Here is an 18,863-nt window from a genome sequence, read left to right as displayed (position 1 = left end):
CGGTCAGTGACCAGGCGGGGACCAGGTCCGCCGGTTGAGGCATGTCACACTCCTGCCTCGTCTCGCCGATACGGGAGATGTCGTTCTCCTCGAAGCCCTGGGGTTCTCCATGACCGGCTCCCGGTCCCGCCGCTCCGCCGCTGTCCTGACCGCTCTCGCCGTGCTCGCGCTGCCGGCCTGCCAGAGCGGGGAGGAGGGTGCGCCGGAGCCCGCGGCCGCCGCGACGAGCACGGCCCAGGAGCCCGACCCGGTGGAGCCCGCGGTCATCAGCACCGACCCGCCGCTGGACAGCGTCGACGTCGCGCCGGTGACCCCGCTGCACGTCAACGCGGGCAACGGGACGCTGACCGCGGTCACCGTGACCGACGAGGACGGAGCGGCGCTGCCCGGTGCGCTGGACGCCGGTGCGGCGACGTGGACGGCCTCGGCCGAGCTCGCCTACGGCACCACCTACACGGTCGCGGCGACCGCGGTGGACGCCGAGGGCACCCCGACCCAGGCCGGTGGCACCATCACCACCGTCAGCCCGAGGACGCTCACCCTGGCGTCGGTCTTCCCCAGCGCCGACTCCGGCACGGTGGGCGTCGGCCAGCCCATCTCTGTCACCTTCGACGAGGACGTCACCGACCGGGCCGCGGTCGAGCGGCAGCTGCACGTGACGACGACCCCGCCGGTCGTGGGCTCCTGGTCGTGGCTGTCCGACCGCACCGTGCACTACCGCCCGCAGCAGTACTGGCCGGCCCACACCCACGTCGCGGTCGACGTCGACGTGTACGGCCTGGACGTCGGCGCGGGCATCCGCGGTCAGCGCAGCGAGCACGTCGAGTTCGATGTCGGCGCCAAGAAGGTCGCCGTCGTCGACGCCACCGAGCGGGTGCTGCGGCTCTACGTCGACGACCAGCTGGTCAAGGAGATGCCCACCTCGCTGGGCAAGAGCGGCAGCCCAACGCCGACCGGCACGTACGTGGTCATGCAGCAGTCGCGCAACTACACGATGCGCTCGGCGAGCTACGGCGTCCCGCTCGACGCCCCCGGCGGCTACGAGACCCCGGTCGAGTACGCCTCCCGGCTGTCGAACTCGGGCATCTTCGTGCACGCCGCGCCCTGGTCGGTCGGCGACCAGGGGCGGCGCAACGTCTCCCACGGCTGCCTGAACGTCTCGACCGCGAACGCCGGCTGGTTCTACGACAACTTCGGCCGCGGCGACGTCGTCGAGGTGGCCAACGCCGGCCCGGCGCTGGAGGTCTGGGACGGCTACGGCGACTGGAACGCCAGCTGGGACCAGTGGCAGGCCGGGTCCGCGCTGGTGCCCCCGGCGAGCTGACCTGGGCGACACCCCCGGGGGCCTGGTGCGCGGCGCCACCCCGAGGAGGCAGGCTGGGGGTGCCGCACCACCGCCGCCGTAACAACCCCGACATGCCCGGAGACGACGATGCCCAGCATGGACCGTCAGCAGGAGTTCGTCCTGCGCACCCTGGAGGAGCGCGACATCCGCTTCGTGCGGCTGTGGTTCACCGACGTCTCGGGGTACCTGAAGGCGGTGGCGGTCGCCCCGGCCGAGATCGAGGCCGCCTTCGCCGAGGGCATCGGCTTCGACGGCTCGGCGATCGAGGGCTTCGCCCGGGTCTACGAGTCCGACATGCTGGCCAAGCCCGACCCGGGCACCTTCCAGGTGATGCCGGCGACGAAGGGCCAGCCCAGCGACACGGCGCGGATGTTCTGCGACATCACGCTGCCCGACGGCTCGCCGGCCTGGGCCGACCCGCGGCACGTGCTGCGCCGGGCGCTGGCCAAGGCCGCCGACATGGGCTTCACCTTCTACACCCACCCCGAGGTCGAGTTCTTCCTGCTCAAGGACCTGCCCAGCGACGGCAGCCCGCCCGAGCCGGCCGACACCGGCGGCTACTTCGACCTGTCGACCCACAACGTGGCGCACGACTTCCGCCGCGAGGCCGTCTTCGCGCTGGAGGCGATGGGCATCTCGGTGGAGTTCAGCCACCACGAGGTCGCCCCCGGCCAGCAGGAGATCGACCTGCGCTACGCCGACGCCCTGTCGATGGCCGACAACATCATGACGCTGCGGCACGTCGTCCGGGAGGTGGCGCTGGCCCAGGGGGTGCACGCCACCTTCATGCCCAAGCCGTTCACCGAGCTGGCCGGCTCGGCGATGCACACGCACGTGTCGCTGTTCGAGGGCGACCGCAACGCCTTCCACGACCCGGCCGACCCGATGCGGCTGTCCACCACCGGCAAGCAGTTCATCGCCGGCCTGCTGGTGCACGCCCGGGAGATGACCGCGGTCACCAACCAGACGGTCAACTCCTACCGCCGGCTGCTGGCCGGCACCGAGGCCCCGACCGCGGCGACCTGGGGCCGGGCCAACCGCTCGGCGCTGGTGCGGCTGCCCTCCTACAAGCCGAACAAGGGCAACTCCGCGCGGGTCGAGGTCCGCTCGCCGGACTCCGCGTGCAACCCCTACCTGACCTTCGCGGTGCTGCTCGCGGCCGGGCTGCGCGGCATCGAGAAGGGCTACGACCTCCCGCCGGAGGCCGAGGACGACGTCTGGTCGCTCACCGACACCGAGCGGCGCGCCGCCGGCTACGAGGACCTGCCGGTCTCCCTGGGCGAGGCGCTGACCGCGATGCAGGGCAGCGAGCTGGTCGCCGAGACCCTCGGCGAGCACGTGTTCGACTTCTTCCTGCGCAACAAGTGGGAGGAGTTCAACTCCTACCGGCAGAACGTCACGCCCTTCGAGCTGAAGCGCTACCTCCCCGGCCTGTAAGAGGACCCCCTCGCCCGGAGATGGCCATCTCCGGGTCTCGACCGGCCCCGAACATGGCCATCTCCGGTGCCCGATGGCCCGCGGAGATGGCCATGTCTGCGCCGGGGGGCGGGGAACTAGCCTCATCTGCGTGACCCGCCTGCTCGTCGTCGTCCCCTCCGACACCGACCCGCCCACCCGGCTGGGCCAGTGGCTCCGCGACGCGGGGCTGGAGCTCGACGAGCGGCGGCTGTCCGCCGGCGACCCGCTGCCCGAGGACCTCACCGGGCACGACGGGCTGCTGGTGCTCGGCGGGCCGCAGTCCTCGCTGGACGACGAGGAGACCTCCCCGGAGCTGGTCGGGGTGCGGCACCTGCTCGGCCAGGCCGTGGCCGCCGACGTCCCGACGCTGGCGGTCTGCCTCGGTGCCCAGCTGCTGGCCCAGGTCGGCGGCGGCAGCACCCGGGTGGGGGCGGACGGTCCGGAGGTCGGGGCCACCCTGGTGGCCAAGCGGGACGCGGCCGACGCCGACCCTCTGTTCGGCCCGCTGCCGCTCTCGCCCGACGTCCTGGAGTGGCACCACGACGAGATCGACCGGCTGCCGGCCGGCGCGACGCTGCTGGCCAGCAACCCGCGCTACGACAACCAGGCCTACCGGGTCGGCGAGCACGTCTACGGCCTGCAGTTCCACATCGAGACCGACGAGGCGCTGGTCCGGCAGTGGGCCGAGCACGACCCGGCCGGGGTGGGCAGCAGCGGCCTGGACGTCGAGACCATCTGCGCCCGCGCGGCCGCCGTGCACCCCGACCTCGCCGAGGTCTGGGCGCCGTTCGCCGGCCGGTTCGCCGACCTGGTCCGCGCGCGGGCGCACAGCGGGCACCCGGCGTCCGGCGGCTGACCGTGGCGATCGCGCCCGGCACCGTCCCCGACGACGACGTCCCCCGCCGGGCCGTCGTCCGGCTGGTCCGGTTCGGCTTCGAGGACGGCGCCCGGGCCGCCCGGCTGCTCAGCGACCCGGCGCTGGGGCTGTGGGACCTGGAGCGCAACGAGCCGGCCGACCCCGAGGCCGCGCCGGTCATCTCCGCGCTGGCCCGCACCGGCGACCCGGACCTCGCGCTCCGCTCGCTGGCCCGGCTGGTCGAGGCGCTGGACGGCACCGACCCCGACGGCGGCCTGGCCGCCGGGCTGCTCGCCCGGCTGCGGGGCTCGGCGACCGTGCGGTCCCGGCTGCTGGCCGTGCTCGGGGCCTCCGCGGGGCTCGCCGACCACCTGGCCGCGCACCCGGCCGACTGGGTGGTGCTGGACACCGAGGACCGCAGCACCCGGCCGGGCCCGCAGGAGCTCGAGGAGCAGATGCTCTTCGCCGTCGGCGCCGACCCCGGTGACCCGCCGTGGGGCGTGCGGCTGGGCACCGCGGCCCCGGACGCCGACGCCAGCCGGGTGCGCGACCTCAAGCACGCCTACCTGCGCGCCATCCTGTCGCTGGCCGGCCGGGACCTCGGCGACGGGCTGCCCGCCGACGAGGTGGCCGGCGAGCTGGCCGACATCGCCGGCGCGGTGCTCACCGCCGGGCTGGCCCTGGCCGTGGCCGAGCAGCCGGCCGACGCGGTGCCCTGCCGGCTGGCGGTCATCGCGCTGGGCAAGACCGGGGGCCGGGAGCTCAACTACGTCAGCGACGTCGACGTGGTCTTCGTGGCCGAGCCGGTCGAGTCCGGCGCCGACGACGCGGCGGCCCTGGGCAGCGCCACCCGGGTGGCCGGCGCGCTGATGCGGATCTGCCACCAGGCCGCCTGGGAGGTCGACGCGGCGCTGCGCCCGGAGGGCAAGGCCGGGGTCCTGGTGCGCACGGTCGCCGGCATGAGCGCCTACTACGAGCAGTGGGCCAGCACCTGGGAGTTCCAGGCGCTGCTGAAGATGCGCCCGGTGGCCGGGGACCCGGCGCTGGGCCGGGAGTACGTCGACGCGCTCTGGCCGCTGGTGTGGAAGGCCGGTGACCGGCCCGGCTTCGTCGCCGAGATCCAGGCGATGCGCCGCCGGGTCGAGCAGAACATCCCGGCCGCGCAGGTCGACCGCGAGCTCAAGCTCGGCCGCGGCGGGCTGCGCGACGTCGAGTTCAGCGTCCAGCTGCTGCAGCTGGTGCACGGCCGGGCCGACGTCTCGCTGCGGGTCGGCGGCACCATCCCGGCGCTGACCGTGCTGGGGGCGGGCGGCTACATCAGCCGCGACGACGCCTCGACGCTGGTCGCCTCCTACCGGTTCCTGCGCACCGTCGAGCACCGCCTGCAGCTGCTCCGGCTGCGGCGCACGCACCTGCTGCCGGTCGCCGGCGACCAGCTGCGCTGGCTGGCGCGCTCGCTGGGCTACCGGCCCGACTCCCGCGGCGACTCGGTCGCCGTGCTGAAGGCCGAGCTCGCGCTGCACACCCGAGTGGTGCGCCGGCTGCACGAGAAGCTCTTCTACGCACCGCTGCTGTCCTCGGTGGCCCGGGTGCCCGGCGAGCAGCTCGCGCTCGGGCCCAAGGCCGCCGGTGCCTGGCTGCGGGCGCTGGGCTTCGCGGACCCGGAGAGCGCGCTGCGGCACATGACCGCGCTGACCGGCGGCCTGAGCCGGTCGGCGTCGATGCAGCGCTACCTGCTGCCGGTGCTGCTGCAGACCTTCGCCTCCTGCGCCGACCCCGACGCCGGCCTGCTGGCCTACCGGCGGGTGAGCGAGGCGCTCGGCAACGACCAGTGGTTCCTCCGGCTGCTGCGCGACGAGGGGCAGGCCGCCGAGCGGCTGGCCGTGCTGCTCGGCTCCAGCCAGTACGTCGCCGGGCTGCTCACCCGCACCCCGGAGGCGATGCGGATCCTGGCCGACGACGCCGAGCTCGAGCCGCGCAGCGCCGACGCGCTGACCTCCGCCTGGCGGCAGGCCGTGGCCCGGGCCGGTGACGCCACGGCCGGCGTCCAGGTGCTGCGCTCGCTGCGCCGGCAGGAGCTGCTCCGGATCGCCTGCGCCGACCTGCTCGGCCGGCTCGACGTGCTGCGGGTGGGCCGGGCGCTGCACGACGTCGCGGTCGCCACGCTGCGCGCCGGCCTGGACGCCGCGGTGCGCAGCTGGGCCGCCGACTCGGGCACCACCGCCGAGGAGGTGCCGGTGGACGTCGCCGTCATCGGGATGGGCCGGCTCGGCGGGGCGGAGATGGGCTACGGCTCGGACGCCGACGTGCTGTTCGTGCACCGGGTGCGGCCCGGCCGGGACGAGGGGAAGGCCGCGCAGGCCGCCAACGCGGTCGCCCACGCGCTGCGCCGGCTGCTGGGCGCGCCGGCGCCCGACCCGGCGTTCGAGGTCGACGCCAACCTGCGCCCCGAGGGCCGGCAGGGGGCGCTGTCGCGCAGCCTGTCCGCGTTCGCCGAGTACTACCAGCGCTGGGTGTCGACCTGGGAGGTGCAGGCGCTGCTGCGGGCCGAGCCCGTCGCCGGCGACGAGGACCTCGGCCGGGACTTCATCGCGCTGGTCGACCCGCTGCGCTACCCGGGGGCCGGCCTCAGCTCCGAGCAGGTCGCCGAGATCCGCCGGATCAAGGCCCGGGTCGACAGCGAGCGGCTGCCGCGCGGCGCCGACCCGGCCACCCACACCAAGCTCGGCCGCGGTGGCCTGGCGGACGTGGAGTGGACCGTCCAGCTGCTGCAGCTGGAGCACGCCGCGGCCCACCCCGCGCTGCGGGTCACCTCCACGGTCACCGCGCTCGGCGCGCTGCGCGACGCCGGCCTGCTGGACGGCGAGCAGGTCGGCGCCCTGCAGGCGTCGTGGGAGCTGGCCAGCCGGGCGCGCAACGCGGTGTTCCTGGTCCGCGGCCGCCCCGGCGACCAGCTGCCCCGGCAGGGCCTGGAGCTCAACGGCGTCGCCCGGGCGTGCGGCTACGGCGCCGACGTCGACGCCGGGCAGTTCCTCGACGACTACCGGCGGGTCACCCGGCACGCCCGCAGCGTCGTCGAGCACGTCTTCTACGGCCGCACCGAGGAGCCCTGACCGTGTACGTGCCCGCGCACTTCGCCGCCCCGGACGACGCCGTCGCCCAGCTGCTCGCCGCCCCCGGCGCCGTCGACCTGGTCAGCAGCACGCCGGCCGGGCTCACCGCGACCACGCTGCCGGTGCTGCACGACCCGCAGGCCGGGACGCTGAGCGGTCACCTGGCCCGCAACAACCCCCAGTGGCGGGACACGGTGGGGGAGGTGCTGGTCATCGTCCGCGGGCCGGACGCCTACGTCTCGCCGTCCTGGTACGCGACCAAGGCCGAGCACGGCCGGGTGGTGCCGACCTGGGACTACGTCCTGGCGCACGTGCACGGCGAGCTGGTGGTGCACGAGGACCCCGGGTGGCTGGCCGCGCACGTCGGGCGGCTGACGGCGGCGCACGAGGGGCACCGCGCCGAGCCGTGGGCGGTGACCGACGCCCCGGAGCGGTTCGTCACCGGCCAGCTGCGGGCGATCGTCGGCGTCGAGGTGCGGATCAGCCGGGTCGAGGCCAAGTGGAAGCTGTCGCAGAACCGGTCGGCCGCCGACGTCGACGGGGTCGTCGGCGGGCTGCTGGCCGACGGCGAGGCGGCCACCGCGGCGGCCGTGCAGGCCGTCCGCACGGGGGACCGGGGTTGAGCGGGGCCGCCGCGGGGCACGGTCAGCCGGTGCCCGACATGACCCCGGCCCAGCTCCCGGCCGCCGACGACGTGACCGACGAGCGGGTGCGGGACCTGCCGCCGGCCGACGAGCCGACCGCCACGATCACCCCCTACCGCGACGGCCCGCTGATCGTCCGCGGCGAGTTCACGATCCTCGACACCGAGGGCAACGAGATCGACCCGGGGCGCAAGACCGTCGCGCTCTGCCGGTGCGGCAAGTCCGGCATCAAGCCGTTCTGCGACGGCACCCACAAGCGCGCGGGCTTCCACGCCCCCAGCGCCCCCTCGCGGCCGCGACCGGCCGCGCAGCTCTTCCGCGACGCCGCGCACGAGCGCTAGCGGCCCCCTCGCAGGGGCCCGCCGCGAGCCTGCGAGTGGTGGGGGGCGAAGGGGTCCTTCGTCACGCGGCGAGCGCGGGCTCCTGCCGCAGGGCGGACCGGCCGGACTCCCAGGCGCCGAGCAGGTGCACCGCGGTGAGCCCGTCCAGGGCCAGCGAGCACTGCGCGCCGAAGAGCACGTCGGCGGTGAGCGACGGGTCCTCGGCGACCAGCGAGCCGCACATGTCGACCGCCGCGATCTGCTCGTGGACGGCGTCGGCCTCCACGTGCTCGTCGTAGAACACCGACGTCCCCTCGTCGAACCCGAGCCGGCGCAGCCCCGAGGAGTAGCGGCGGCTGGGCTCCGACGACGTCATCTCCACCGCGGCCAGGTGCCCGAGGCAGGCGCCGCGCAGCCCGCGGTGCAGGCCGAACAGCGACATCGTGTTGACCGAGGTGAAGGCCACGGCGGGGGCGTCGTCCCAGAGCGCGCCGTAGCCGGTGTCCAGCCCGAGGTCGCGCATCATCCCGGCGAACAGCTGGCTGTGCATGCGCTCGGCGGAGCCGCCGCCGTACTCGTCGGCCTGGATCTCCACCATCGCGGCCTTCGCCCGCCCGGACAGCCGGGGGATGGCGAAGGTGTGCGGGTCGCCCTCCTTGAGGTGGTAGACCGACCGCAGCGTCAGGTACTCGCGCCACTCCTCGACGGTGCCGCTCTTGGCGAGGTACCGGGACAGCGAGGGGCCGTCGTCGGCGGCGATCAGCGCGGCCAGCTGCTGGTCGACCGGCTCGTCGGTCACCGTCAGGGCGCCGGTCAGCTCGCGCAGCGCGGCGGTGTGCCGCTGCTCCAGCAGGGCGCGCAGCCGCAGCAGCTCGGGGTCCCACTCCCAGGAGTCGGCGACGCCGTCGAAGCCGCGGTAGTGCAGCTCGTAGCAGATCGCCAGGCTCAGCTGGAGGTCGTCGTCGGTGAGCGGGTCGGTGACCTCGGCGAGCAGTGCGTCGGCCGCGGCCGTGGTCGTGGCGCTGATCGAACTCCCGCCGAGCAGGTCGGTGCACAGTCCGGCGCTGAGGGGGCCCCGTGGCTTGGGAAGCTGCATGGTCGCGATCATGCCCAGCCGGGCGCCGTCCGGAACCTCCTCGGACGGGTGACCTGTTGCGCACGGCAGAACGGCCCGCCACCCGGTGGGGTGGCGGGCCGTCGGGGCCGTTCGGCTAGGGCTGGCGTTCGAAGGCCGAGGCCATCCGGGCCTGCTCCTCCAGCACCTCGCCGATCCGGGCCTGGACGACGTCCAGCTGGCCGATGATCTCCCCGGTCGTGTGGATGCCGGAGGCGACCGCCTTGCTGCTGGCCTGGATGCCGGCGATCTGGTCCGACACCCGCTGGGTGGCGTTGGCCGTCTCCCGGGCGAGGTCCTTGACCTCGCTGGCCACGACCGCGAACCCCTTGCCCAGCTCACCGGCGCGGGCGGCCTCGATGGTGGCGTTGAGCGCGAGGAGGTTGGTCTGGTCGGCGATGCCGGAGATGATCCGGATGACCTCGCCGACGGCGGCCGACGCCTCGTCCAGCGCCTCCACCTCGGTGGTCATCGTCGACGCCTGGCTGACCGCGCTCTCGGCCACCCGGCCGGCGTCGTCGGCGGCCTCGCGCAGCCGGGCGACGGTGTCCAGCAGCTCGCGGGCGTTGTCGGCGGACTCCTCGGTGCGGCGGAGCACGTCCACCCGCTGGGAGACCAGCTGCTGCACGTTGCGCAGCGCGGAGGCCCGCGAGTCCGACAGCTCGATCGTCTCGGTGACGAAGAAGTCCATCGTGCCGATGACCCGGCCGCCGACGATCAGCGGGAAGCAGACGCCGGACTTCACCCCGGCGCGCTGGGCCGCGGGTGCGCGGACGCAGTCGGTCATCTCGCCGATGTCCTGGACGAAGAAGAGGTCGCGGTTGCGCCAGGCCCGCCCGGAGACGCCCACGCCCTCGGCGAAGGACGCCGCCAGGGTGACCTTCCGGAACTCCTCACCGGCCGAGCCCGATTCCTGCTGGAAGCGCAGCACGTGAGCCTGCTCGTCGAGCGCCCAGTACGACCCGTACGCCCAGCCGAACGCCTCGCGCACGGTGTCCAGCGCGATCCGCAGGGCGCCCTGCTGGTCGCTCGCGGCACCGAGCTCGGCGACCACCGTGGTGACGGCGACCCGGTCGTCGAGGTTCTCCTGCAGCGACGTGCGGGCCAGCGCGGACTTGCGGGCGTGGCTCATCAGCCGGGCCAGCGAGTCCCACTTGCCCTGCCGGCCGCCGACGAACGGCAGCTGGCCGACGGAGTAGTACTCGTACAGCGCGGTGACCCGGCCGTCCTCGACCAGCGGGAGGAGGCAGCCGCTGGTCGCCCCGGCGGACTGCGCCCCGCCCCAGCGCAGGCAGGTCCGCGGGTCGGACGTGGCGTCGAGCACCAGGGTCCGGCGGGTGCGGATCGCCTCGCCGCCGAAGCCGTCGTCCGGGGTGATCCGGTCGACCTGCCCACCGGGGCCGGAGCCCACGCCGGTGACCAGCGGGCCGTACTCACCCCGGCGGTGGAAGGCGGAGTCCTCGGCCGGCAGCCAGACGGCGCCGTACCCGATCCCCAGCTCGCGGACCAGGCTCTCGATGATCAGCTGGTGGCCGTGCAGCTCGTTGCTGATGCCGCGGTCCAGCCGGTCGATGACCGCCTCGACGGCCTCCACGTCCCGGGGCATCTGCTCGGGGAGCGTCGCGTTCGACGCCGAGTTCGCGGTGCGCCGCCACATGCCTGTCCTCCATCGCCGGGCCCACCGGGCGGGACGTCTCCGCCGGTGTGCCAGGACGGCCGCATCCGGCCGTCCTGGTTCCCCGATGTCATCGGCAGCGCCGGACGCGAGTTGAGCCGGGCGATCGGGTCGTGCGCAACCGGGTGCCCGGTGAGTCCGGCGGGCAACGGTTCGTCCCACCCGCCCCGGCAGGGTGCACGCCACCCGCGGCCTGCCGTCCGCTGCCCCCTGCCGCCGCCAGGCTGGCCGGCACGGAGCGACCGGGTGCAGGCGGCGGAGGGGAGCAGACCGGATGGTGGTCGAACGGAGCAGGGGCGCGGCCGGCGGGCACGGCGCACGGGACGGCGAGCGGTGAGCGGCCAGCGGCGGGTGACCGAGCTGCGGGCGGCGATCTCGCTGGTGAGCAGCGCGGCCGCCGACCTGCGCTGGGGCGACCAACCGGAGGTGCGGGTGCTGCCCGACGGCCGGCTGTGGCTGACCGACCTGCAGCTGTCGGTGTCCGCGGCCGACGTCTACCAGGCGGCCCGCGGGCTGGTCGCGGCCCAGCTGCTCGGCATCACCGAGGAGACCGGCCGGCCGCTGGCCGAGGTGGTCGGCCCCTGGCTGGTCAGCCTGCAGACCAACGAGGCGCTGCTGGACCTCGACCTCACCCAGCCCGCGGACGCCGCCCGGGACGACGCCGCCTGACCACCCCGGCCGGGGTGGCAGGGACCACTCCGGGGCGTCCTCGCGGCTGGCCCCCGGGCTGCCGGCCGCCCCTATAGTCCGGCCCATGGCCCGCGTCCTCGTCCCGACCGGCAACTACGGAGCCGTCTTCACGACCCCGCGCCGGCCCCGGGAGCACGAGGTGCTGCGGCGCACGCCACCGGCGAAGCTGCGCCGGCTGTGGCGACCGCTGGACGGGCTGGCGACCTGGGACCCCCGGGAGCGCTGGGACGTCATGCACTCCTTCAACCAGGTGCCGCTCACGGCCAAGCCGCACCTGGTCACCTTCGAGTCGGCGCTGCCGCGCACCTACGGCCGAGCGGAGGGACTGGCCCGGGGGGTCCTGCGGGAGCGCCTGCTGCGGGACAACTGCCGCGGGGTCATCGCGCTGTCGGAGTACGCGGTGCGGCGCACCCGCGCGCTGAACGCCGGCTGGCCGGGGCTGCCCGCGCTCGAGGCCAAGATGCGGGTCGTGCACCCCAACCTGCCGGTCGTGCAGCAGGAGCCCAAGGCCTGGACGCCCGGCCCGGTGCGCCTGCTCTTCGTCGGGCGGCAGTGGGCCCGCAAGGGCGGGGTGGTGGCGGTCCGCATCGCCCGCAAGGCCCGGGAGCGTGGCCTGCCGGTCGAGGTGACGGTGGTGTCGGCGTTCCAGTACGGCGCCGCGGTGTACGCCGACCACCCCGACGCCGGTCGCTACGCCGCCGACGTCGCGCTGATGGACGCCCCGAACGTCACGGCGCACCGGGCGCTGCCCAACAGCGAGGTCGTGCGGCTGATGGCGGAGAGCACCTTCACCCTGCTGCCGACCGTGCACGACACCTACGGGTTCAGCGTGCTCGAGGGCTTCAGCGTGGGCACCCCGGCGCTGGTGAGCGGCAACGGAGCGCTGCCGGAGGTCGTGCAGGACGGCGTCAACGGCCACGTGCTGGACGTGCCGGTCGACGCCGTCGGCGACTGGGTGCACCTGCACGAGCGGTCGTGGGAGGCGCTCGACGCGCTGTACGAGTCGCTGGCCGACCAGGCCGTCGCCCGGATCGAGGCGTTCCTGGACCAGCCCGACGGCTACCCGGCGCTGTCGGCGGCCGCCCTGGCCCGGGTCCGGGAGCACCACGACGCCGACACCGTGGGCGCCCAGCTCGAGCAGCTCTACACCGCTGCCGCGGCCGCCTGACCTCCCCGGCTCCCGCGGGTCCGTAGGGTCGCCCCGGTGACGTGGCGGCGGGCGGTCTTCGCGCTGTTCGCCGTCGCCGCGGGCACGAACGTGCCCACGCCCCTGCTGCTGGTCTACCAGGAGCGGCTGGACCTCTCCGCCGAGGCGCTCACTGCGCTGTTCGGCTGCTACGCCGCGGGCCTGGTGCCGGCGCTGCTGCTCGCCGGCCCGCTGTCGGACCGGCTGGGCCGCCGCCGGGTGGCGCTGCCCGGGATGGCCCTCGCCGTGCTCGCCTCGCTGGCCTTCGCGCTGGCCGGCGGCTCGCTCGGGCTGCTGTTCGCCGCGCGGTTCGTGCAGGGCGTGGTGAGCGGCATCGTGTTCAGCGTCGGCAGCGCCTGGGTCGGCGAGCTGTCGCTGGCCTCCGGTGAGGGGGCCGGCGGCCGGCGGGCGGCGTTCGCGATGACGGGTGGCTTCTCGCTCGGGCCGCTGGTCAGCGGGTTCCTCGGGGAGTACGCCCCGGCGCCGACCGTGCTGCCCTACCTGCTGCACGCCGCGCTGGCGGCCACCGGGCTGGCGCTGGCCACCCGGCTCCCGGAGACCGTGCCGGTGGTGCCGGTCGACGGTCCGGGTGGCCCACGTCCGGTGGCGGTGCCGCTGGTCCGCCCCGGCGACGGCGCGGTGGTGGTCACCGTGCTGGCCCCGGTGGCGGTCTGCGTCTACGCGTTCCCGACCGCCGTCGTCTCCGCCGTGCCGCTGCTGGTCGACCTGCCCGGTCCGGCCGTCGCCGTCACCGGGGTGGTCGCCGGGGCCACCCTCGGCGCCGGCACGCTCGTCGCGGGGCTGCAGCGGCGGCTCGGCCCGTGGACCGCCGTGCTCGGCGCCGTCCTGGGCGCGGCCGGCTTTGCCGCCGCCACCGCGTTCGCCGCCACCGAGGCGCTGCCGTGGCTGGTGGCCGCCTCCCCGCTGCTCGGCGCGGGCGGCGGGCTGTGCCTGGCTGCCGGGCTGACGCTGAGCGCCCGGCTCGCGGCGCCGTCCCGCCGCGGGGCGCTGGCCTCGCTGTTCCTCGCCTGCGCCTACGTCGGGTTCGCCGCGCCCTTCCTGATCGCCACCGCGGCGGAGGCGACCTCGGCGACGGTGCCGCTCGCGGTGGGCGCCGCGCTCAGCGGCCTGCTCGCCCTCCGGCTGGTGCCGGCCGTGCGGCGCGGCCAGCTGTGACACGCCACGGCGCCCCCTCCCCGAGGGGAGAGGGCGCCGTGGTGAGTGCTGGAACGGCCCCATCGCGGAGGGGTCCTCGTTCAGCCGGCGATCGCCGCGGCGAACTCGCCCTCGAAGGCCTCCTCCAGCACCCGGGCGCCACCCGGGACGTCGGCCGGCTGCAGGATGAAGCTCTGCAGGCTCGGGGAGGCGCCCGGCTCGAAGCCGCGGATCGGGACCACGACGTCGCCGGTGTCGACGTCCTCGAGGCCGGTGAACGCGTCGAGCACGCCCTGGCGGGTGAGGTCACCGTTCTCGCAGGCCGCGTCGAGCACCTGCTTCATGATCTCGCTCATCCCGACACCGACCAGCACGCCCAGGCTGGGCGTCGCGTCGGGGTAGGCCTCCTCGTACTGCGCCAGCAGCTCGGGGTGCGCGTCGAACGCGGAGACCGGCGAGGCCACGTACAGGTCCGCCTTGATCTTCTCCGCCGCGGGGCCGGCGAGCAGGCCGGGGGCGAAGACCGGGTTGCTGCCCAGGATCGGCACGTCCAGCCCCTGCGCCTCCATCGCCACCGCCGCCGACGCCAGCTGGGTGGGTGCCACGGTGAGCGCGACCAGGTCGACCCCCGCGGCCTGGAACTGGGTGATCTGCGAGCTCATGTCCTGGTCGGTGGACTTGATCTGCGCCTCGACGACCTCCAGGCCGCGCTCCTCGGCGACGGCCTGGGTGCCGGCCAGGCCGTTGGCGCCGTACTCGCCCTCGAAGTAGATGTGCCCGACGGTGTCGCCCTCGGCCAGCAGCCCCTCGCGGAACATGTAGTCGTAGCCGTTGGCGATCTCCACCTGGTACGTCGCGCCGACCACCCCGGTGCCGGGGATCTCGGTGAGGGTCTGCGCCCAGGCCGAGGGGAAGTTCACGATCTGGTCGGCCTCGTACTCCGGGGCCAGCGCGGTGTTGATCGGCGACCCGATCGTCTGCTGCATCGCCAGGATGCCGTCCTTCATCCCGCTGTAGAGCTGCACGCCCTGCTGCGGGACGTAGCCGGTGTCCTGGACGTTGAGCTCGACGTCGTAGGTGTCGCAGACCTGGTTGTCCGCCCAGAACATCGTGTTGGCGTTGGTGATGTCCTTGCCCAGCGCGGCGAAGACGCCGGTCAGGTCGGTGAGCACCCCCAGCGAGATCGTGGTGCCCTCGATGCCGATGTCGGTGGCGACCTCCTCGGCGTCACCGCCGGCGGCCGTGCCGCCACCGGAGTCCTGGGCCTTGTTGCTGCAGCCGGTGGCCGCCGTGACGACCACCACCGCCAGGACGGCGGCGCTGCCGGATCGCTTGCCGAGCTTCATGAGGTGCTCCCTTGTGCCGGTGGATCGGAGGGGACGTCGGTGGTCGAGGTGCTGGTCGAGGCGGCGGAGCGGGAGGCGGCCCGACCCCCGCCGGGGTCCCGGCCGCTGCGGCGGAAGCGTTGGCCGAGGCCGGCCAGCCCGGCGGGCTGGAAGAGGATGACGAGCACGATGGCCCCGCCGTAGAGGAAGCGGGCGGCCTCACCGGCGGCCAGCCCGCCCTCGCCGACGCCGCTGACGAAGGGGACGGCGTCGGCGTAGCGCTGGAACACCAGCGGCAGCGCGCTGACGAACACCGCGCCCAGCGCCGCGCCGCCCACCGAGCCCAGCCCGCCCAGCACGATCATCGCCAGGTACTGGATGGAGACCTCCAGGCCGAAGGACTCCGGTGCCACGCTGCCGATCGACAGCGCGTACATCACCCCGGAGAGCCCGGCGTACATCGAGCTGACCAGGAACACCCGGCCCTTGTAGCGCTGCACGTTGACGCCCATCACCGAGGCGGCGACCTCGCTGTCGCGCAGCGTCTGCAGCGCCCGGCCGGGCCGGCTGCGCAGCAGGTTGCGGGCGAAGACGTAGGCCGCGACCGCCAGCGCGAGCCCGAGGTACCAGAGCCGCTCGGCCTCCCGAAACTCGACGTTGGCGATGAACAGCAGCGGGTCGCGGTTGGCGAAGGTGAAACCGAACAGCGAGAAGTCCGGTGCCGAGCGGCCGTTGAAGCCACCGGTCACCGACGTCCAGGAGTTGAGGACGTGCTGGCCGATGAAGACCAGGCTGAGCGAGGCGACGCCCAGGTAGATGCCGCGCAGCCGGGCCGCGATCGGGCTGAAGAGCAGCCCGGCCAGCCCGGCGAGCAGGACGCCGACGACCATCCCGACGATCGGCGGAAGCCCCAGGCCGGACAGCTGCGCGACCCCGATGCCGCCGGAGTCCCCGGAGACGAAGACGTAGCTGATCGCCCCGACGGCGAGGAAGAAGGCGTGGGCGAGGGAGAGCTGGCCGGTGGTGCCGACGAGCAGGTTGAGCCCGATCGCGCCGACGACCGCGCCGAACACCGCGAACCCGGTGCGGAGCCAGAACTCCTCGACGTAGAAGGGCACCAGCAGCAGCACCAGCAGGACGGCGACCAGCAGCAGCGGCCGCAGCAGCGACCGCCGCGGCCGGGAGGCGGGCGGCCCGCCGGCCCGGGTCGCCCCCCGGGGCGGACGGGTGGCGGTCGCCTCAGACACGGGTCAGCTCCTTGGTGCCGAACAGGCCCGACGGGCGCACCAGCAGGACCGCGATCATCACCACGTACGGCACGACGTCGCCGAACCCGCGGCCCAGGAACAGCAGCTGGTCCTGGTAGCCGGCGGCGAAGGACTCCGCCAGCCCGATCAGCAGCCCGCCGACCAGCGCGCCGCCGGTGGAGTCCAGGCCGCCGAGGATCGCGGCCGGGAACGCGCGCAGCGCCACCGTGTAGGCCGCCGCGCTCACCCCGGGCGTCGGTGCGCCGACCAGGAACAGCGCCGCGACCGCGGCCAGCACCCCGGCGACGATCCAGGCCAGCGCGGAGACCCGGCCCAGCCGGATGCCCATCAGCGCTGCGGTCTCGCCGTCCTCGGCCGAGGCCCGCATCGCCACGCCCCAGCTGGAGTACTTGAAGGCGAGGAAGAAGGCGATGATCAGCACGCCGGCCACCCCGGTGGCGATCAACCGGTTCTGGCTGATGCCGACGTCGCCGACCCGCACCGAGCCGCTGCCCCACGGGTGCGGGACGTTGAGGATGTCCGAGCCGATCCGCCGGATGAGCTCGGTCAGCAGGATGATGTCGATGCCGATCGTGACGATCGCCAGGCTGATCACCGGCGCCCCGCGCAGCCGGTTGATGACCAGCCGCTCGATCACGAAGGCCGCCAGCGCGGTGATCGCGATGCCGACCAGGATCGCCGGCAGGAAGCCGAGCGGTTCGGACAGCCGGGCGATGGAGTAGGCGCCGAGCAGCAGCAGCGAGCCGTGGGTGAAGCTGACGACCTCGCTGGCCTTGAAGATGATCACGAAGCCCAGGGCGATGAGCGCGTACAGGGCGCCCAGCGAGATGCCGTTGAGCAGCAGCGACAGGAACTGGGTCACGGGCGCGTCCCGGGGGTGTCGGAGGGGGTGGTCCCGGTGGTGGCGGCGGCGCCGACGGCGTCCTCCGGGTTGGTGTCGTCGCCGGACCCCAGGTAGGCCCGGATGACCTCGGGGTCGCGCTGCACCTCGGCCGGCGTGCCGTCGGCGATCCGGCGGCCGAAGTCCAGGACGGTGACCCGGTCGGCGAGGGACATGACCATCCCCATGTCGTGCTCGACCAGGACGACGGAGATGCCCAGCGCCGACCGGATCTCCCGGATGGTCTGGGCCATCCGGTTGGTCTCCTCGGCGTTCATCCCGGCCACCGGCTCGTCCAGCAGCAGCAGCCGTGGCTCGGTGCACAGCGCCCGGGCCACCTCGACCCGCTTCTGGTCGCCGTAGGACAGCACCCCCACCGGCGTGTGCAGCTTGTCGCCGAGCTCCAGGAACTCGGCGATCTCGGCCACCCGCTCGCCGTGGACCCGGCCCTCGCGGGTGGCCCGCGGCAGCCGCAGCCCGGCGGCGAGGAAGCCGGCCTTGGTGAGGTGGTGCCGGCCGAGCATCAGGTTCTCGGCCACCGACTGGGTGGGGGACAGCGCGATGTTCTGGAAGGCCCTCGCCACCCCGATGCCGGCGATCTCGTAGGGCCGCATCCGGTCCAGCCGGTGCTCGCCGAACCGGACCTGCCCCTCGTCGGCCCGGTAGACGCCGGAGAGGACGTTGAACATCGTCGACTTGCCGGCTCCGTTGGGCCCGATGATCGCGTGGATGGCGCCCGGGACGACGGTGAAGGAGACGTCGGACAGCGCGGTGATCGCGCCGAAGCGGACGCTGACGTGGTCGACCTCGACCGTCGGGATGTCGGTGCGGACCTCGGCCGCGGCGGTCACGGGTTCCACCGCGACAGGGTGCGGTGGGGAGCCGGGGCGGCGGCCACGGCGGGCTCGTCGCCGTCGTGGCCGAGGTAGAGCCGCTGCACCTCGTCGGTGCGCGCCAGCTCGGCCGCCGAGCCGGACAGCGACACCTCGCCGACGTCCAGCACGCAGGCCAGGTCGGCGACGCCGAGGGCCATGGTGGCGTTCTGCTCGACCAGCAGCACCGAGGTGCCCTGCCGGTTGATCTCGGCGATCACCTCGCCGATCTGGCCGATGACGCGGGGCGCCAGGCCGAGGGAGGGCTCGTCCAGCAGCAGCAGCTTGGGGCTGGCCATCAGCGCCCGGCCGATCGCCAGCATCTGCTGCTCGCCGCCGGACAGCAGCGCGCCGCGCTGGGAGCTGCGCTCGGCCAGCACCGGGAAGAGCTCGTACACCCGGTCCCGGGCCCGCGCCTTGGCCGTCTTGTCCCGGTTGCCCATCCCGCCGGCCCGCAGGTTCTCCTCCACGGTGAGCCGGCCGAAGATCCGCCGTCCCTCCGGCACCTGGACCAGGCCCAGCCGGACGGTCTGCGCCGGGTCGCGGTTGCCGAGCACGGTGTCGCCGTAGCGGACGCTGCCGTGCTCGACCCGGCCGCGGTGCAGCCGCAGCGTGCCGGAGATGGTGCGCAGCAGGGTGCTCTTGCCGGCGCCGTTGCTGCCCAGGACGGCCACGACCTTGCCGTCGGGCACCTCCAGCGAGATGCCGCGGAGCGCCTGCACCGCTCCGCCGTAGGTCACGTGCAGGGCGTCGATGCTCAGCACGGGCGCCACCTCTCAGGTCGGCGTCGTCCCGGCTGGCCCGCTGTCCCGGCAGGGCCCGGGGGGCCGTGCCGCGTGCCGTGCCGTGCGACGAGGTACGGGTCAGCTGGTCGACGCGGGGGAGCGTTGGGGCGGCACGCTATCGCAGAAAGTGCGATCCGGATCACATCGTTGCCATCTCGCGACCTGCGGCCCGGCGAC

The 18,863-nt window shown here is 74.5% G+C and carries 16 protein-coding genes; 9 read left to right on the top strand and 7 right to left on the bottom strand.

The window, feature by feature from the left end:
* The first annotated feature begins 109 nt into the window (after nt 1-109).
* The 6 genes from FHX36_RS07435 to FHX36_RS07410 all read left to right on the top strand — a co-directional run bounded on the left by FHX36_RS07435 (nt 110) and on the right by FHX36_RS07410 (nt 7,757).
* The gene (locus tag FHX36_RS07435; RefSeq protein ID WP_110551157.1) at nt 110-1,324 is read left to right on the top strand and encodes a L,D-transpeptidase; all 1,215 of its coding nucleotides are present in this window, start codon (nt 110-112) and stop codon (nt 1,322-1,324) included.
* 117 nt (nt 1,325-1,441) lie between these two features.
* Complete coding sequence (gene glnA, locus FHX36_RS07430; RefSeq protein ID WP_110551158.1) at nt 1,442-2,782, top strand: type I glutamate--ammonia ligase; 1,341 nt, start codon at nt 1,442-1,444, stop codon at nt 2,780-2,782.
* A 130-nt stretch (nt 2,783-2,912) separates the two neighbouring features.
* Nucleotides 2,913-3,659, top strand: coding sequence for a type 1 glutamine amidotransferase (locus FHX36_RS07425; protein ID WP_110551159.1), 747 nt, complete (start codon nt 2,913-2,915; stop codon nt 3,657-3,659).
* A 2-nt stretch (nt 3,660-3,661) separates the two neighbouring features.
* Complete coding sequence (locus FHX36_RS07420; RefSeq protein WP_110551160.1) at nt 3,662-6,772, top strand: bifunctional [glutamine synthetase] adenylyltransferase/[glutamine synthetase]-adenylyl-L-tyrosine phosphorylase; 3,111 nt, start codon at nt 3,662-3,664, stop codon at nt 6,770-6,772.
* A gap of 2 nt (nt 6,773-6,774) precedes the next feature.
* Entirely contained in the window at nt 6,775-7,395 is a 621-nt protein-coding gene (locus FHX36_RS07415; RefSeq protein WP_110551161.1) for an FMN-binding negative transcriptional regulator, read from the top strand.
* A 38-nt stretch (nt 7,396-7,433) separates the two neighbouring features.
* On the top strand, nt 7,434-7,757 hold the full coding sequence (locus FHX36_RS07410; RefSeq protein WP_110551167.1) for a CDGSH iron-sulfur domain-containing protein: 324 nt from the start codon (nt 7,434-7,436) through the stop codon (nt 7,755-7,757).
* A gap of 61 nt (nt 7,758-7,818) precedes the next feature.
* On the opposite strand, the gene FHX36_RS07405 is transcribed toward FHX36_RS07410, so the two are convergent.
* Nucleotides 7,819-8,832 (bottom strand): iron-containing redox enzyme family protein, encoded by a 1,014-nt coding sequence (locus tag FHX36_RS07405; protein ID WP_110551168.1) that lies wholly within the window; start codon nt 8,830-8,832, stop codon nt 7,819-7,821.
* Nucleotides 8,833-8,947: 115 nt separating this feature from the next.
* Nucleotides 8,948-10,507 (bottom strand): methyl-accepting chemotaxis protein, encoded by a 1,560-nt coding sequence (locus FHX36_RS23415; RefSeq protein ID WP_110551162.1) that lies wholly within the window; start codon nt 10,505-10,507, stop codon nt 8,948-8,950.
* A gap of 351 nt (nt 10,508-10,858) precedes the next feature.
* On the opposite strand from FHX36_RS23415, the gene FHX36_RS07395 reads away from it, so the two are divergent.
* The 3 genes from FHX36_RS07395 (at nt 10,859) to FHX36_RS07385 (ending at nt 13,577) form a co-directional block, all read left to right on the top strand.
* On the top strand, nt 10,859-11,194 hold the full coding sequence (locus tag FHX36_RS07395) for a hypothetical protein (RefSeq protein WP_110551163.1): 336 nt from the start codon (nt 10,859-10,861) through the stop codon (nt 11,192-11,194).
* 85 nt (nt 11,195-11,279) lie between these two features.
* Complete coding sequence (locus FHX36_RS07390; RefSeq protein ID WP_110551164.1) at nt 11,280-12,383, top strand: glycosyltransferase family 4 protein; 1,104 nt, start codon at nt 11,280-11,282, stop codon at nt 12,381-12,383.
* A 36-nt stretch (nt 12,384-12,419) separates the two neighbouring features.
* The gene (locus FHX36_RS07385; RefSeq protein ID WP_183513647.1) at nt 12,420-13,577 is read left to right on the top strand and encodes an MFS transporter; all 1,158 of its coding nucleotides are present in this window, start codon (nt 12,420-12,422) and stop codon (nt 13,575-13,577) included.
* Nucleotides 13,578-13,657: 80 nt separating this feature from the next.
* Here FHX36_RS07385 and FHX36_RS07380 read toward each other — a convergent pair whose 3' ends face one another.
* The 5 genes from FHX36_RS07380 to FHX36_RS07360 are packed head-to-tail and all read right to left on the bottom strand — an operon-like array spanning nt 13,658 to nt 18,665.
* Nucleotides 13,658-14,902: an ABC transporter substrate-binding protein gene (locus FHX36_RS07380; RefSeq protein WP_110552466.1), complete on the bottom strand. Its 1,245-nt coding sequence runs from the start codon at nt 14,900-14,902 to the stop codon at nt 13,658-13,660.
* The gene (locus tag FHX36_RS07375) at nt 14,899-16,128 is read right to left on the bottom strand and encodes a branched-chain amino acid ABC transporter permease (RefSeq protein WP_110552467.1); all 1,230 of its coding nucleotides are present in this window, start codon (nt 16,126-16,128) and stop codon (nt 14,899-14,901) included. The genes FHX36_RS07380 and FHX36_RS07375 overlap by 4 nt, the downstream gene beginning before the upstream one ends.
* Nucleotides 16,121-17,011, bottom strand: a complete 891-nt coding sequence (locus FHX36_RS07370) for a branched-chain amino acid ABC transporter permease (RefSeq protein ID WP_110552468.1) — start codon at nt 17,009-17,011, stop codon at nt 16,121-16,123. Before FHX36_RS07370 ends, FHX36_RS07375 begins: the two co-directional genes overlap by 8 nt.
* The gene (locus FHX36_RS07365; RefSeq protein WP_258372761.1) at nt 17,008-17,889 is read right to left on the bottom strand and encodes an ABC transporter ATP-binding protein; all 882 of its coding nucleotides are present in this window, start codon (nt 17,887-17,889) and stop codon (nt 17,008-17,010) included. Before FHX36_RS07365 ends, FHX36_RS07370 begins: the two co-directional genes overlap by 4 nt.
* Nucleotides 17,877-18,665 (bottom strand): ABC transporter ATP-binding protein, encoded by a 789-nt coding sequence (locus tag FHX36_RS07360; RefSeq protein ID WP_110552475.1) that lies wholly within the window; start codon nt 18,663-18,665, stop codon nt 17,877-17,879. The genes FHX36_RS07365 and FHX36_RS07360 overlap by 13 nt, the downstream gene beginning before the upstream one ends.
* Nucleotides 18,666-18,863 lie beyond the last annotated feature (198 nt).

The organism is Modestobacter versicolor (assembly GCF_014195485.1).
In the GTDB taxonomy this organism is placed as follows: domain Bacteria; phylum Actinomycetota; class Actinomycetes; order Mycobacteriales; family Geodermatophilaceae; genus Modestobacter; species Modestobacter versicolor.
This window is presented reverse-complemented; position numbering and strand designations above follow the sequence as displayed.

Bases quoted from the DNA above. Each gene is read 5' to 3' on its own strand.
- FHX36_RS07390 (WP_110551164.1), top strand. From the start codon at position 11,280: ATGGCCCGCGTCCTCGTCCCGACCGGCAACTACGGAGCCGTCTTCACG.
- FHX36_RS23415 (WP_110551162.1), bottom strand. From the start codon at position 10,507: ATGTGGCGGCGCACCGCGAACTCGGCGTCGAACGCGACGCTCCCCGAG.
- FHX36_RS07435 (WP_110551157.1), top strand. From the start codon at position 110: ATGACCGGCTCCCGGTCCCGCCGCTCCGCCGCTGTCCTGACCGCTCTC.
- FHX36_RS07380 (WP_110552466.1), bottom strand. From the start codon at position 14,902: ATGAAGCTCGGCAAGCGATCCGGCAGCGCCGCCGTCCTGGCGGTGGTG.
- FHX36_RS07410 (WP_110551167.1), top strand. From the start codon at position 7,434: ATGACCCCGGCCCAGCTCCCGGCCGCCGACGACGTGACCGACGAGCGG.
- glnA (WP_110551158.1), top strand. From the start codon at position 1,442: ATGGACCGTCAGCAGGAGTTCGTCCTGCGCACCCTGGAGGAGCGCGAC.
- FHX36_RS07405 (WP_110551168.1), bottom strand. From the start codon at position 8,832: ATGCAGCTTCCCAAGCCACGGGGCCCCCTCAGCGCCGGACTGTGCACC.